We start from the raw sequence: 14,250 nt of genomic DNA on the forward strand, positions 1-14,250 counted from the left end.
ATCGCCGCGAACACCAGCCAGTACACGATCGTGATCTTGAAGTTCACGTCCCCGATGCTGAACTCGGAGGCGAAGACCTTCTTGGCCTGGTCGAACCCGTCCATGTCGGAGATCGAGTCGGACGCCACATTGCCGGTGAAGATCTTCGTCACGGCCAGGTTGGCGCCCTGGAGGATCAGGAACGAGCCCAGCGTGACCAGGAAGCTCGGCAGGCCGGTCTTGATCAGCAGCCAGCCGTTGAACGCCCCGACCGCCAGCGACACGATCAGCGCGACGATCACACCCGTCCACACGTTCATGGACAGCTGGAAGCTCAGGATCGCCGCCGTCAGCGCCGAGGTCGTGACCGCGACACCGGCGGACAGGTCGAACTCCCCGCCGATCATCAACAACGCCACCGGCAGCGCCATGATGCCCATCACGGACGCCTGGTAGAGCACGGTCGCGAGAGCGCTCGTCTCCCGGAAGGAAGGAGCCACCGCGAAGAAGAACACATACACACCGATCGCCGCGATCAGCGCGCCGACCTCGGGGCGGGCCAACACCCGGCGCCCCAGGGACCGCTGGTTGGTGCGGCCGTCCTTCTGAGTGGCCGGCGGAGCCGGCGGCGAGGAACTCGCCGCCGGTGCCGTTGTCTGACTCATCGTCATCACCGAGTGCCCTTGGCGGCGAACGCGGCGATCTCCTTGACGTTGGACTTGTCGACGAAGGCCGGACCGGTCAGGACGGGCTGCTCGCCACCACCGCTGTAGTTGCCGTTGTTCTTGAAGAGCCACATCGAGTCGACGGCCAAGTAGCCCTGGAGGTAGGGCTGCTGGTCCACCGCGAACTGGACGTCGCCCTTCGTGATGGCGTCGGTCATCTCCTTGTTGAGGTCGAAGGTGGCGACCTTGGCCTTGCTGCCGGCGTCGCTCACCGACTGCACCGCGGTCAGCGCGTAGCTGGCGCCGAGCGTGACCACGTAGTCAATCGCCTTGTCCTGGTTGAGCTTTGCGGTGATCGTCGACTTCACGGACGGCATGTCGGTGCCGTTGACGTTGAGGATCTCCACCGTGCCGGTGAACGTCTTCTTCACACCGTCACAGCGCTGGGTGAGGCCGACGTTGCCCTGCTCCTGGATCACACAGACGGCCTTCTTGGAGCCGAGCTCGTTCAGCTTCTTGCCGAACGCCTCGCCCGCGACGGTCTCGTCCTGGCCGAAGAACTGCTGGAGACCCAGCGTCTTCCAGTCGCTCAGACCGGAGTTGAGGCCGACCACGGGGATGCCCGCGGCCGTCGCCTTGGCCACGGCGTCCTTCATGGCGTCCGGCTTCGCCAGCGTGATGGCGATGCCGTCGACCTTCTGGGCAATCGCGTTCTCGACGAGGGTGGCCTGGTTGCCCGCGTTCGGGTCGGCCGAGTAGATGAGCTCGATGTTGTCCTTGTCTGCGGCGGCCTGGGCGCCCTTGCGGACGATGTCCCAGAAGGTGTCACCGGGCGCCTGGTGCGTGACCAGGGCGACCTTCATACGAGGAGTGGTGGCCTTGCCCGCAGAAGCGTCGGTGCCGCCCTCCTCCGAGTCCTTGCCGCCGGAACTGCTGGAGCAGCCCGCAAGGACCAGGGCCGCTGCCGCGGCAGCGGCAACAACGGGGGCGATTCTGCGGGAGCGAGAAGAGCGGTCCATCTTTCCTGCACCTCACTGTGCGACCGGGGAGAGGGTGGGGATCTTAGCGATCCCGGGCCCGGGTCCCGGAGGTCCGGGCCGTGTGCCGCGAACACGGCAGTCGTGTTGGGACCGAATCCAAATGCTTGGAACTGTCCGCTGTCAATACTTTGTTAAGACATCATTTCACAAGCAGGTCAGAATGTAAGAACAAACTCTTGACAGCGTCGCCCTCCGAGTCCTACACCTGGGAGACGACAGGCCCCTCGGGACCCGCATCCTCCGCAGCTCGAAGGAGCATCGCATGACCGAGTCAGCCCCGCCCTTCGACCTGGTCACCATGGGCCGCATCGGAGTTGATCTCTATCCGCTGCAGTCCGGTGTACCGCTGACCCTAGTGCAGACGTTCGGAAAATTTCTCGGTGGGTCCGCCGCCAACGTCGCGGTCGCGGCGGCCCGTCTGGGCCGTTCCTCGGCCGTCGTGACCCGTACCGGAACGGATCCTTTCGGCGACTATCTGCACCAAGCGCTCAAGGAGTTCGGGGTCGACGACCGCTGGGTGACACCTGTGGAGGGCCTCCACACTCCGGTCACATTCTGCGAACTTTTTCCGCCGGACGACTTCCCGCTGTACTTCTACCGTCAGCCGACCGCCCCTGACCTGCAGATACGCACCGAGGAGCTGGATTTCTTCGGAATCCGGGCGGCCCACCTCTTCTGGATCACCGGCACCGGCCTGAGCGAGGAACCGAGCCGCTCGGCCACACTCGCCGCCCTGAAGGCCCGCGATCGGTCGGGCACCACGGTGTTCGACCTGGACTGGCGCCCCATGTTCTGGAGCGACCCGGAGGAAGCCCGCCCGTACTACGCCGAGGCCCTGCGCCACGCGACCGTGGCGGTCGGCAACCTCGACGAGTGCGAGATCGCCACCGGCGTACGCGAACCACGCGCCTGCGCCGAGGAGTTGCTCGCCGCCGGGGTCGAGCTGGCCGTCGTCAAGCAGGGCCCGAAGGGTGTGCTGGCGGTGCACCGCGACGGCACCACGGCCGAGGTTCCGCCGGTGCCCGTCGAGGTGGTCAACGGCCTGGGCGCGGGCGACGCGTTCGGCGGCGCCCTGTGCCACGGGCTGCTGTCCGGCTGGGAGCTGGAACGGACCATGCGGTACGCCAACGCGGCCGGCGCCCTCGTCGCCTCCCGCCTCGCCTGCTCGTCCGCGATGCCCACCGAGTCCGAGGTCGACGACCTCCTCGCGAGCGGATCGCGCCGATGAAGCCACGCAAGGCACTCAAGGCGCCTGAGCTGCTCAAGCCGCTGACGCCCACGAACGAGCACGGGACCGCGCCGATCCCAGCGATCTCGGCGATCTCGGCGATCTCGGCGATCCCGGCGATCCCGGCGACCCTGGGGACGGCCGAGCGGACGCCCCAGACCCCTGAACGGAGCCTCTCTTGACCATCAGCATCGCCGATCTCGCCACGCTGAGAGCCCGGCACCCGGAGGCCGTCGCGGAGGCCGCCGCCCGCCGGGTCCGGCGACCCCTGATCGGCGACAGCGGGCGGCTGATGATCGTGGCCGCCGACCATCCGGCGCGCGGCGCCCTGGGCGTCGGCGACCACAGGTTGGCCATGGCCAACCGCGCCGACCTGCTGGAACGCCTGTGCGTGGCGCTGTCACGGCCCGGTGTGGACGGGGTGCTGGCCACCGCCGACATCCTGGACGATCTGCTGCTGCTCGGCGTGCTCGACGACAAGGTTGTCATGGGGTCGATGAACCGCGGCGGGCTGGCCGGCGCGGTCTTCGAGATGGACGACCGCTTCACCGGGCACCGCGCCCAGGACATCGCCCGGCTGCGCTTCGACGCGGGCAAGCTGCTGCTGCGCATCAACTACGACGACCCGGGCTCGCTCACCACCCTGGAGTCCACCGCCCGGGCCGTGGACGACATGGCGGCGCTCCAACTGCCCCTGTTCGTCGAGCCGTTCATCTCGCACCGGGTCGACGGCCGGGTGCGCAGCGATCTGTCCGCCGAGGCGGTCACCCGCTCGATCGCCATAGCGTCGGGCCTGGGCGGCACCTCCGCCTACACCTGGCTGAAACTCCCCGTCACCCACGACCCGGACGACATGGCCGAGGTGCTGGAGACGTCGACGCTGCCCGCCGTGCTGCTGGGCGGCGAGGTCGGCGACGACCAGGAGGGCGCGTACGAGAAGTGGCGCAAGGCGCTGCGGCTGCCGACCGTGCAGGGTCTGGTCGTGGGCAGGTCGCTGCTCTACCCGTCTTCGGGCAGTGTGGAGACGGCCGTGGACACGGCGGTGGGGCTGCTGTGAACAGGAGCGACAGGTGCACGGCCGTGAACAGGGTCAACACTGGCCCCGCTGTGAAGGGAAGCGACCCGGAATCCTCCGTGAACAGGAGCGATACGGATCCCGCTGTGAACAGAGGTAACACCAAACCTGCTGTGAACAGGAGTGACAGACCATGACCACCGCCTACCACCTCCCGGCAGGCAAGGCCCTCGGCGGCCCGTACGTCGTCGACGTCAACCCGGAGAAGGCCGGCTGGGGCTACTCCAGCCTCCGGGTGCTGGAGCTGCCCCCGGGCGGCTCGCACACCTTCTCCACCGGCGACAGTGAGTGGATCCTGCTCTCCCTGAGCGGTTCCTGCACGGTCGACGCGACGGATGATTTCGGCCACTCCACCTTCGAGGTGCACGGCCGCGACAGCGTCTTCAGCGGCGTCAGCGACTTCGTGTACGTGCCACGCGACGCCCGTGCCACCATCACCTCCCCCGCCGGCGGGCGCTTCGCCCTCACCGGTGCCCGCTGCACCCGGCGGCTGCCCGCCCGCTACGGCCCCGCCTCCTCCGTCCCGGTGGAGCTGCGCGGCACCGGGAACTCCTCCCGGCAGGTCAACAACTTCGGCGCGGCCGGCGTCTTCGAGTGCGACAAGCTGATCGCCGTCGAGGTGATCACGCCCGGCGGGAACTGGTCGTCCTTCCCGCCGCACAAGCACGACGAGCACCGGCCCGGCGAGGAGTCCGTCCTCGAGGAGATCTACTACTTCGAGTTCGCGGACCACGAGGGCACGCCCGGCCTCGGCTACCAGCGCGTCTCCCCGTCCGGCCAGGGCCGGAACACGGACGTACTGGCCGAGGTGCGCGGCGGGGACGTCGTCCTCATCCCCGACGGCTGGCACGGGCCCTCCATGGCCGTGCCCGGCCACCACATGTACTACCTGAACGTCATGGCGGGCCCCGAGGCCGACCGTGCCTGGCTGATCTGCGACCACCCCGATCACGCCTGGGTCCGCGGCACCTGGCCCGAACAGCCCGTCGATCCCCGCCTTCCCCTCTACACGGCCCCGGAGAAGTCCTGATGAGCACCACCCCTACCCGCCGTCTGACCGTCGCCCAGGCGCTGGTCCGGTTCCTGTCCGTCCAGTACACGGAGCGTGACGGCGTACGCCACCGGCTGATCGCCGGCACGTGGGGCATTTTCGGCCACGGCAATGTGGCGGGCCTCGGTCAGGCGCTTCTGGAGGCCGGTGAGGACGCGATGCCGTTCCACCAGGGCCGCAACGAGCAGGCGATGGTCCACGCGGCCGTCGGTTACGCCCGCCAGCTGAACCGCCTCTCGACCCAGGCCGTCACCACCTCCATCGGCCCGGGCGCCACCAACCTGGTCACCGGCGCCGCCCTCGCCACGATCAACCGCCTCCCGGTGCTCCTGCTCCCCGGCGACTACTTCGCGACGCGCTCCGCGGACCCGCTGCTCCAGCAGCTGGAGCACCCGGTCGAGGCCGACCTGTCCGTCAACGACACCCTGCGCCCGGTCTCCCGTTACTTCGACCGGGTGACGCGCCCCGAGGCGCTGATCCCGTCCGCGCTGAACGCCGTACGTGTCCTCACGGACCCGGTGGAGACCGGTGCCGTGACACTCGCGCTGCCGCAGGACGTGCAGGCGGAGGCGTACGACTGGCCGGAGGAGTTCTTCGCCGAGCGTGTCTGGCACGTCCGGCGTCCCGCGCCCGACCCGTACGAGCTGGCCGAGGCCGTCCGGGCCGTCCGGGCCGCCGAGCGCCCGCTGATCGTCGCGGGCGGCGGGATCCACCACAGCCAGGCCGAGGAGGCGCTGAAGGCCCTGGTGGACGCCACCGGCATCCCCGTGGCCTCCACGCAGGCCGGCAAGGGCTCCCTGCGCCACGACCACCCCGCCGACCTGGGCGGTATCGGCCACACCGGCACGGCCGTCAGCGACGACCTGGCCCGCACCGCCGACCTGATCATCGGCGTCGGCACCCGCTACACGGACTTCACGACAGCCTCGAACACCCTGTTCCAGGACCCCGGCGTACGGTTCCTCAACCTCAACATCACCGCCTTCGACGCCCACAAGCTGGCGGCACGGACGCTGGTCTGCGACGCCCGGGCGGGACTCACGGCGTTGACGGAGGCGTTGTCCGGTCACCGTGTGAACTCGGCTTACGAGGCCGAGTACGGCGTCGGCAAGGAACGCTGGGAGCAGGTTGTTGACGCCGCTTTCAGCGCTGCGGACGAGAACGTCGTACCCACCCAGACGCAGGTGCTGGGCGCGCTCGACTCGGTCGTCGGGGACGACGATGTGATCATCAACGCGGCCGGTTCGCTCCCCGGCGATCTGCACAAGCTGTGGCGGGCCCGCAGCCCCCGCCAGTACCACCTGGAGTACGGCTTCTCCTGCATGGGCTACGAGATCCCCGCCGGGATCGGCGTCCAGCAGGCCGCCCCGGACACCCCGGTCTGGTCGCTGGTCGGCGACGGCACCTATCTGATGATGCCGACCGAGATCGTCACCGCCGTCCAGGAGGGTCTCCCGGTCAACCTGGTCCTCATCCAGAACCACGGGTACGCCTCCATCGGCGGCCTCTCCGAGTCGGTCGGCGGCGAGCGCTTCGGCACGCCCTACCGCTTCCGGGCCGCCGACGGCACCTTCACCGGCGCCCCGCTGCCGGTCGACCTCGCGGCCAACGCGGCCAGCCTCGGCATGGACGTCCTGCGCGCCAAGACGTTCGGCGAGCTGCGCGAAGCACTCGCCACTGCCCGCGCGTCGGACCGGCCGACCTGCGTGTACGTCGAGACCGACCCGGCGCCGACCGCTCCCCCGGCAGAGGCCTGGTGGGACGTACCGGTCGCCGAGACCGCCTCCCGCGAGGCCGCCGTACAAGCACGTGAGGAGTACGACCGTCAGGTCGCCGACCGCCGTCGGCACCTCTGACTCACCGGCCCCTCCCCCCAAGGGGCCGCACCCCCTGAAAGGCCCGCACCATGAAGACCATCACCCACTGGATCGACGGCAAGCCCGTCGAGAGCACGTCCGGCCGTTTCGGTGCCGTATACGACCCCGCCACCGGCGCGCAGGAGAAGCAGGTCGGCTTCGCGTCGGTGGACGAGGTGGACGCCGCCGTCGCCGCCGCGAAGGCCGCGTACGAGAGGTGGGGCGCGGCCTCGCTCGCCAAGCGGACGTCGGTGCTGTTCAAGTACCGGGAGCTGCTGGACGCGCATCGCGACGAGATCGCGGCGCTGATCACCGCCGAGCACGGCAAGGTGCACAGCGACGCGCTCGGCGAGGTCGCGCGGGGGATGGAGATCGTCGAGCTGGCCTGTGGGATCAGTGTGCAGCTCAAGGGCGAGCTGTCGACGGAGGTGGCGACCCGGGTCGATGTCTCGTCGATCCGGCAGCCGTTGGGGGTCGTCGCGGGCATCACGCCGTTCAACTTCCCTGCCATGGTGCCGATGTGGATGTTCCCGCTGGCCATCGCGTGCGGCAACACCTTTGTGCTGAAGCCGTCCGAGAAGGACCCGTCGGCGTCGTACCGGCTGGCCGAACTGGCCTCCGAGGCGGGCCTTCCGGACGGTGTGCTGAACATCGTGCAGGGCGACAAGGTGGCCGTGGACCGCATCCTGGAGCACCCGGACATCGAGGCGGTGTCGTTCGTCGGCTCGACGCCCATCGCAAAGTACATCCAGCTCAAGGCAGTTGAGCACGGCAAGCGCGTCCAGGCCCTGGGTGGCGCCAAGAACCACATGCTGGTGCTGCCGGACGCCGATCTGGACTACGCCGCCGACCAGGCGATCAACGCGGCCTACGGTTCGGCGGGCGAGCGCTGTATGGCGGTGTCGGTCGTGGTCGCGGTCGGTGACACGGGCGACGAGCTGGTCGGCCGGATCGCCGAGCGCGCGAAGGCCCTGCGCATCGGCCCCGGTACCGATCCCGAGTCGGAGATGGGCCCGCTGATCACGCGCGAGCACCGCGACAAGGTGGCGTCGTACGTGGCGAGCGCGGCGGCGCAGGGTGCGGAGGTCGTGGTGGACGGCACCGGTTACACGGTGGCGGGCCACGAGGACGGCTTCTTCCTCGGCGTATCGCTGCTCGACAAGGTGCCGGTGACGGCGGACGCGTACCGTGACGAGATCTTCGGTCCGGTGCTGTGCGTGGTGCGGACGGAGACGTACGACGAGGCCATCGCGCTGATCAACGGCTCGCGTTGGGGCAACGGTACGGCGATCTTCACCCGGGACGGCGGCGCCGCCCGCCGCTTCCAGCTGGAGGTGAAGGCGGGCATGGTCGGGGTGAACGTGCCGATCCCGGTGCCGGTCGGCTACCACTCCTTCGGTGGCTGGAAGGATTCCCTCTTCGGCGATCTGCACATCTACGGCAACGACGGCATCGCCTTCTACACCCAGGGGAAGGTCATCACCACGCGCTGGCCGGATCCGTCGGACGGCGGTATCAACCTCGGTTTCCCCAGCCATTCCTGACGCACTGTCATCATCTGACGCATCGTCATTATCTGAAGGGAGGTGCCCCGGTGGCGACACCCGGTGATCGTGCCCGTGCGGTGTCGGGCTCCCCGCTCGACACCCTGGACTTCACGCTGGACCGCTCCAGCCCGGTCCCGCTCTACTACCAGCTGGCTCAGCAGCTGGAGGCGGCAATCGAGCACGGAGTCCTGGCGCCGGGCAATCTCCTGGGCAACGAGATCGACCTGTCGGTCCGGCTCGGCCTGTCCAGACCCACGGTCCGCCAGGCGATCCAGTCCCTGGTGGACAAGGGCCTGCTGGTACGCCGTCGAGGCGTCGGTACGCAGGTCGTGCACAGCCAGGTCAAGCGCCCGCTCGAACTGAGCAGTCTGTACGACGACTTGGAGGCGGCCGGACAGGGGCCGACCACCCAGGTCCTGCGCAACGAGAGGCAGCCCGCGTCCGCCGAGATCGCCGCCGCCCTCGGGGTGAAGGAGGGCAGCGAGGTCGTCGTGCTGGAGCGGCTGCGCTGCACGCACGGCGAGCCGGTGGCGTTCCTCTGCAACTACCTGCCCTCGGGACTCCTCGAACTCGACGCCGCCCGGCTGGAGTCGACGGGCCTGTACCGGATGCTGCGCAGTGCGGGCATCACCCTGCACAGCGCCCGCCAGACCGTCGGCGCACGCTCGGCCACGGAGGCGGAGGCCAAACGCCTGGAGGAGCCGGAGGGCGCCGCCCTGCTCACCATGCAGCGCACGGCGTACGACGACACCGGACGGGCCGTGGAGTACGGCACGCACATCTACCGGGCGTCGCGTTACGCCTTCGACTTCCAGCTGCTGATGCGGCCCTGAGACTCGCCCTCGTTTCCCTCAACCTCTTCCGTCAGGTGCGCGAAGTCGGTGACCACGGGGGCGAGTTGGCCGGTCGCCCACAGGGGCAGCTGGTCGCGGTGGTGCGCGTTCCCGGCGACGCCGCTCGCACCCAGCGGGACGATCCAGAGGCTGTTGTCACGGTCGGCGAGGTCCCAGACGTACCGGGCGGACGGGCCGCGTGAGCTGAGGTCGGTGATGCCGGGGACGCTGGAGGTGGCGAGGACGCAGTCGTGGTCGCCACCGAGGCCGGGCCACTGGTCCTCGCCGCTGCCGGGAAGGGCCCGCAGCGGGGCGAGCCGGTGCAGTTCGCCCCAGGTCACCGGGTCCGCTCCGGCGGTCTCCTCCAGCGCGCCGGCGACGATGTCCGGGAGGTCGAGGCCGGGCAGCAGATCGGTGCGCAGGAGGTTGTCCAGCGCGAACGCGACCTTGCCGGTGAGGTTCAGCCAGGGCTCGAACACCGCCGGGTAGGGCAGCGGTCTGGCGAGGCTCGTCAGCTGCGGGGCGGCGGCGATCCGGCGTACGACGGCCGAGCGCAGGCGCGCGTAGTCGGCGGCGGCCGTGCTGTCGGCGTCCATCCGGCGGTCCCAGGCGAGGAGGCGGTCGCGCAGGCGTGCGGCGGCGGGGGTGCGGGCGTCAGCTTCCGCCACCCGGTCCAACAGGGGTGCGGTGGACGGAAGTTGGGTGTCCATGTGGACCGTCGCCATCTCCGGGGCCGTCCAGTCGTGGGACCGGCGGAGCAGTTCGGCGATGCGGTCGGCGCGGTGCGGCGGGGCGAACTCCGTGCCGAGGGGGGTGGCGATGCCGCGGGCGTTGGCCATGACGGCGAGGTCGTCGACCTCGGCGTGCGGGGTGTCGTGGCGGCCCCGCCAGTCGTGCCCCGGCTGCCGGGCGGGAACGACCCGCAGCGTGTTGTCGCGGTGGCGGACAGGGACGTACCCGGCGACCCGGTGGAGCAGCCCGCCCGCCGTGTCGGCGGCGTGGACGACGTTCACGGGCTCGATCCAGCGGTCGAATGCCCGGTTGATGTCGGCGACGGTCCGGGCGTGCAGCAGGGCCGGGATCGCGGCGAAGCCCAGGTCAGCGGTGACGCGGGGCGGGTAGCGCAGGCTGATGACGGTGGCCTCGCCGCCCGCGCCGTCGAGGTTCCGGGTGTCGCCGATGATCACCGGGCCGCGTTCCGTCTCGATCACGTCGACGTCGACCGGGTCGCCGCCCGCGACCTCGACGGTCTCCCGGTGTTGATGGAGCACGGGTCGCCGGCCGTCGGGGCCCAGCGCCTCCACCTGGCCGTCCTCCGTGCCGCGCAGCTTCTCCTCGTACAGGTCGTGGTAGTCGGCCATGGCGTTGGTGATGGCCCAGGCGACCGTGCCGGTGTGGCCGAAGTGGGCGATGCCCGGGACGCCCGGCACGGCGAAGCCGACGACGTCGAACTCCGGGCAGGAGAGGTGGAGTTGCTGGTAGAAACCGGGGTTCTGGAGGGGCCGGTGGGGGTCGCCCGCGATGATCGGGGCGCCGTGTGCGGTGCGGTGGCCGGGGACGAGCCAGCCGTTGGAACCGGCGGTGCCCGGGCCGTCCGTGGCGAAGAGTTCGAGGGCGTGGTCGCCGAGGCGGCGGGCGACCTCCTCGCGCCACAGCTTGGTCGGGAAGCCGGCGAACAGGATGTGGTGGGCGAGCCAGACGCCGAGGGGCGTCCAGGGCTGCCAGGGCGTCGGCGCGAGCCCGGTCGCTGCGAACTCCGGTGCGGCGGCGGCCCCTTGCTCCAGACCGGCGTTGACACCGTCGACGTACGCCGTGACCCAGGCGGCGGTGGCCGGGTCGAGGGCGTCGAAGCAGCGGCGGGCGGTGTCGTCCAGGCGGGCCCGGCGGGCGAGGAGGTCCCAGGAGAGGGCGGGGGTGCCGAGGAAGGTGGCTGCGGTGCCCTGGGAGCGGTGGCGTTCGACCTCGATCTGCCAGGCGCGGTCGTGGGCGACGTTCCGGCCCTGCCCGTAGGCGAGTTGGAGGGGGTCGGCGGCGCGGAGGTGCGGGATGCCCCAGGCATCGCGGTAGGTACGGCTCTTGCTCGGCACTGGCTGCGCTCCCTGCACTCTGGGCATCCTGTCGACCGGATACCCCTTAACACCGACACGGAAAGTTAGCTTAGGCTAAGCTAACTTCACGGGAAGCGGCTCGTGTCCTGCACGCCGTCAGGGGGAGGTACCACGCCATGGGCGCACCAGTCGTCGGCTCCTATCCGATGCCCGACAGCTCCGCCGTACCGCGCTCGGCCCATCCGTGGGCGATCGATCCGGCCCGCGCCGCCCTGCTCGTCCACGACATGCAGAATCCCTTCGTGCAGGCCTTTCCGGAGGGCGGCTCGCCCGTCGTGGAGCTGGTCGAGAACATCGCGACCCTGCGCGAGCTGGCCGGCACGCTGGGCATGCCCGTCGTCTTCAGCGCGGAGACCAACGCGGCCTCGATCGTCCCCCGGCTCGCTCCGCGCGTGGGCGAGCATCTGCTGCTGAACGTGCGCCACAACGCCTTCCTGCGCAGCCATCTCGGCCGACTGCTGCGGGAGACGGGCCGGGACCAGCTCGTCCTGTGCGGGGTCCGCGCCCACCTCGGGATACTGCTGACGGCGGCGGACGCCTTCATGCACGACATCCAGCCGTTCATCGTCGCCGACGCGGTGGCCGACCTCAGCGCGGAGGACCACACGATGGCCCTCAAGTGGGTGGCACGCACGGGGGTCGTGTGCACCACCGACCAACTGCTGCGGGAACTCCTGCACGGAAAGGCCGCCGCACAAGGGTTCTGACGGTTCGTCAACACCCCTGTGCCCATACGGCTATTGAGATCCTCTATCGGGAGCAGGGCCGCCCCGGGTACTCCGCGCTCTCCAGTACGCCGGCCGCGCGCATCCTGCGCAGCACCTCGCCCCGGATCGCCTCGTCGTCGATGTAGAAGGGGCAGTTGACGTCCCGGTCGAACACCAGGACTTCCCCGGCGGTCTCCCAGAGCACCCACCGGGGTGCGTGGGGTGAGTCCTGCCACAGCTGGGTGTAGTCGCCGATGACGTCCGTCGTCGGAGCGCTCACAGCGTTCCCTCCTCGGTCTCCCGGCCGTCGACGAGTGTCGCCACGACCTCGATGTCCCCGATGCGCGAGCTGTCGACGGTTCGCGGATCGTCTCCCAGAACGACGACATCGGCACGCCTGCCCGGCGTGAGGCTCCCCACGCTGTCCTCCCAGTGGCAGGCCCAGGCGCCGTCGACGGTGTACGCGCGCAGCGCCTGGTCGACGGTGATGCCCTCGTCCGGACCGATCAACTGCCCCGACAGCGAGGCCCGTTCGACCATGAACTGGACGGCCCGCAGCGGCGACCCGTCCGTCACCGGCCGGTCGGAACTGCCCACCAGCCGGATGCCGTGCTCCAGGAAACCGCGCCCCCGGTACAGCCAGGGCGCCCGCTCCTCCCCCATGATCGACGCGTAGTCGTCGCCGAAGTACCGCAGGAAGTTGGGCTGCACGACGGCCGTCGCGCCGAGCGCCGCCAGCCGGGGCAGCTGATCGGGCCGGATCAGCCCGGCGTGCTCGATCCGGTGCCGGGCGCCCGGCCGGGGCCGCAGCCGCTGCGCCTCCTCCAGCGCGTCGATCGCGACGTCGGCCGCGCGGTCCCCGATGGCGTGCACGGCGAGCTGCCAGCCGGCGAGATGCCCGTCCACGATGGTCCGGGTGAGGAGTTCGGGGTCCTCCTGCAACTGCCCTGCGGTGTCGAGCCCTTGATAGGGGCTGCTGAGCGCGGCGGTACGGGCCATCATGCCGCCGTCGGTGTACACCTTCAGCGCGCCGACGGACAGCCAGTCGTCGCCGAGTCCGGTACGAAGGCCGAGGTCGATGGCGCGCGGGATGCCGTCGTCCTCGTGCGCGGTGACGGGATGCAGTCGGTCGGCGGCCACCATCAGCTGGACCCGCAGAGGCAACAGGCCGCGTTCCTGGGCGAGTTGGTAGGCGCCCAGTTCGACGGGGCTGTTGCCGAGCAGGGCGCCGCCGATGCCCGCTTCGGCGCACGCCGTGACTCCCTCGGCGAGGCAGGCCCGGGCGGCCCGTCCGATCGCCTCCGCCAACTCCTCCTGGGAGTGCGGGAGTCGAAGCGCGCGGGCCGCGCCCATGGCTCCTTCGGCGAGGAAGGCGCCCTCGTGCGGGACGAGGCCGGGCAGCAGGTCCAGTACCGGGCTGCTGACCGCGCAGCCGTGTCCGGAGTCGTGCATCAGGAGCACCTTGCGGCCGGCGGCGGCCTTGTCCAGCTCGGCGAGGGTCAGATGCCGGCCGAGCCCCCGCTGGTCGTACCCCGCCACGTCCACCCAACCGCCGGGCGCCACCTGCGCCGCCGCCTCGGCCACGACCGCGAGAACGTCCTCGATCCGGACGCACGGCGCCACCGTGGGGGTGGCCGCCTTGAATCCCGTCCAGGCCAGGTGCACATGGCTGTCGATGAACCCGGGCAGCACGGTCGCACCCTGGAGGTCGATCACCCGCTCGGCGGGCAGTCCGGTCACCGCCTCGTCCAGGCCCACGATCCGGCCCCGCCAGATGCCCAGGTCGTGGGCGACGGGGTGGTCGGGGTCCATCGTGAGGATGCGGGCGTTGGTCAGTCGCGTGGTGAGCATGGTGAGTCAGTTCCTCGTCGAGGGTACGGATCCGGGCTTCAGGCGCTCGGCTCCATGCGCTCCACGAGGCTCTTGGGCCGCATGTCCGTCCAGTTGGTCTCGATGTGGTCCAGGCACTCCTGGCGGGGCGCCGGGCCGTGGACGACGGTCCAGCCGGCCGGTACGTCGACGAAGTCGGGCCAAAGGCTGTGCTGGCCCTCGTCGTTGACGAGCACGGAGTAGACGCCGTCGGGGTTCTCGAAGGGGTTCGTCATGGGGTGTTCCTCTCTCAGTGCCTACTGCGGGTGCAGGGGGTTCGGTTGGTGGTCGG

14 protein-coding genes are annotated in these 14,250 nt (G+C 70.3%); 8 read left to right on the forward strand and 6 right to left on the reverse strand.

Going from position 1 to position 14,250, the window contains the following annotated elements; genetic code table 11:
* Together ACWDR4_RS11935 and ACWDR4_RS11940 are read right to left on the reverse strand one after the other, a co-directional pair.
* Window positions 1-644 (reverse strand): ABC transporter permease (locus ACWDR4_RS11935; protein WP_450407092.1); only part of this gene is annotated, 644 nt, incomplete at its 3' end.
* A 5-nt stretch (window positions 645-649) separates the two neighbouring features.
* Window positions 650-1,663, reverse strand: coding sequence for a sugar ABC transporter substrate-binding protein (locus tag ACWDR4_RS11940; RefSeq protein WP_450407095.1), 1,014 nt, complete (start codon window positions 1,661-1,663; stop codon window positions 650-652).
* Window positions 1,664-1,946: 283 nt separating this feature from the next.
* Between ACWDR4_RS11940 and iolC the strand changes: the two genes are divergently transcribed.
* The 7 genes from iolC to ACWDR4_RS11975 all read left to right on the forward strand — a co-directional run bounded on the left by iolC (window position 1,947) and on the right by ACWDR4_RS11975 (window position 9,274).
* Window positions 1,947-2,912, forward strand: a complete 966-nt coding sequence (gene iolC, locus ACWDR4_RS11945; RefSeq protein ID WP_450407097.1) for a 5-dehydro-2-deoxygluconokinase — start codon at window positions 1,947-1,949, stop codon at window positions 2,910-2,912.
* Window positions 2,909-3,094: a hypothetical protein gene (locus ACWDR4_RS11950; RefSeq protein ID WP_450407100.1), complete on the forward strand. Its 186-nt coding sequence runs from the start codon at window positions 2,909-2,911 to the stop codon at window positions 3,092-3,094. The genes iolC and ACWDR4_RS11950 overlap by 4 nt, the downstream gene beginning before the upstream one ends.
* Entirely contained in the window at window positions 3,091-3,969 is an 879-nt protein-coding gene (locus ACWDR4_RS11955; protein ID WP_450407102.1) for a Cgl0159 family (beta/alpha)8-fold protein, read from the forward strand. The genes ACWDR4_RS11950 and ACWDR4_RS11955 overlap by 4 nt, the downstream gene beginning before the upstream one ends.
* 151 nt (window positions 3,970-4,120) lie before the next feature.
* Window positions 4,121-5,017 (forward strand): 5-deoxy-glucuronate isomerase, encoded by an 897-nt coding sequence (iolB, locus tag ACWDR4_RS11960; RefSeq protein ID WP_450407105.1) that lies wholly within the window; start codon window positions 4,121-4,123, stop codon window positions 5,015-5,017.
* On the forward strand, window positions 5,017-6,894 hold the full coding sequence (iolD, locus tag ACWDR4_RS11965; protein WP_450407107.1) for a 3D-(3,5/4)-trihydroxycyclohexane-1,2-dione acylhydrolase (decyclizing): 1,878 nt from the start codon (window positions 5,017-5,019) through the stop codon (window positions 6,892-6,894). The genes iolB and iolD overlap by 1 nt, the downstream gene beginning before the upstream one ends.
* A gap of 50 nt (window positions 6,895-6,944) precedes the next feature.
* Complete coding sequence (locus ACWDR4_RS11970; RefSeq protein WP_450407109.1) at window positions 6,945-8,438, forward strand: CoA-acylating methylmalonate-semialdehyde dehydrogenase; 1,494 nt, start codon at window positions 6,945-6,947, stop codon at window positions 8,436-8,438.
* Between the two features lie 50 nt (window positions 8,439-8,488).
* Window positions 8,489-9,274: a GntR family transcriptional regulator gene (locus tag ACWDR4_RS11975; RefSeq protein WP_450407112.1), complete on the forward strand. Its 786-nt coding sequence runs from the start codon at window positions 8,489-8,491 to the stop codon at window positions 9,272-9,274.
* Here ACWDR4_RS11975 and ACWDR4_RS11980 read toward each other — a convergent pair.
* Window positions 9,238-11,361: a penicillin acylase family protein gene (locus tag ACWDR4_RS11980; protein WP_450407115.1), complete on the reverse strand. Its 2,124-nt coding sequence runs from the start codon at window positions 11,359-11,361 to the stop codon at window positions 9,238-9,240. The two genes, ACWDR4_RS11975 and ACWDR4_RS11980, sit on opposite strands and share 37 nt — an antisense overlap.
* A gap of 137 nt (window positions 11,362-11,498) precedes the next feature.
* Between ACWDR4_RS11980 and ACWDR4_RS11985 the strand changes: the two genes are divergently transcribed.
* The gene (locus tag ACWDR4_RS11985) at window positions 11,499-12,089 is read left to right on the forward strand and encodes an isochorismatase family protein (RefSeq protein WP_450407118.1); all 591 of its coding nucleotides are present in this window, start codon (window positions 11,499-11,501) and stop codon (window positions 12,087-12,089) included.
* A 43-nt stretch (window positions 12,090-12,132) separates the two neighbouring features.
* Here the strand turns inward: ACWDR4_RS11985 and ACWDR4_RS11990 are convergent, their stop codons facing one another.
* The 3 genes from ACWDR4_RS11990 to ACWDR4_RS12000 are packed head-to-tail and all read right to left on the reverse strand — an operon-like array spanning window position 12,133 to window position 14,194.
* Complete coding sequence (locus ACWDR4_RS11990) at window positions 12,133-12,369, reverse strand: hypothetical protein (protein ID WP_450407121.1); 237 nt, start codon at window positions 12,367-12,369, stop codon at window positions 12,133-12,135.
* Window positions 12,366-13,940 carry an amidohydrolase gene (locus ACWDR4_RS11995; RefSeq protein ID WP_450407123.1) on the reverse strand — a complete coding sequence of 525 codons (1,575 nt, stop codon included), beginning with the start codon at window positions 13,938-13,940 and terminating at the stop codon, window positions 12,366-12,368. Before ACWDR4_RS11995 ends, ACWDR4_RS11990 begins: the two co-directional genes overlap by 4 nt.
* Before the next feature lie 38 nt (window positions 13,941-13,978).
* Window positions 13,979-14,194 (reverse strand): MbtH family protein, encoded by a 216-nt coding sequence (locus ACWDR4_RS12000; RefSeq protein WP_235473406.1) that lies wholly within the window; start codon window positions 14,192-14,194, stop codon window positions 13,979-13,981.
* Window positions 14,195-14,250: the final 56 nt, after the last annotated feature.

This window comes from Streptomyces sp. NPDC000878 (assembly GCF_053599695.1).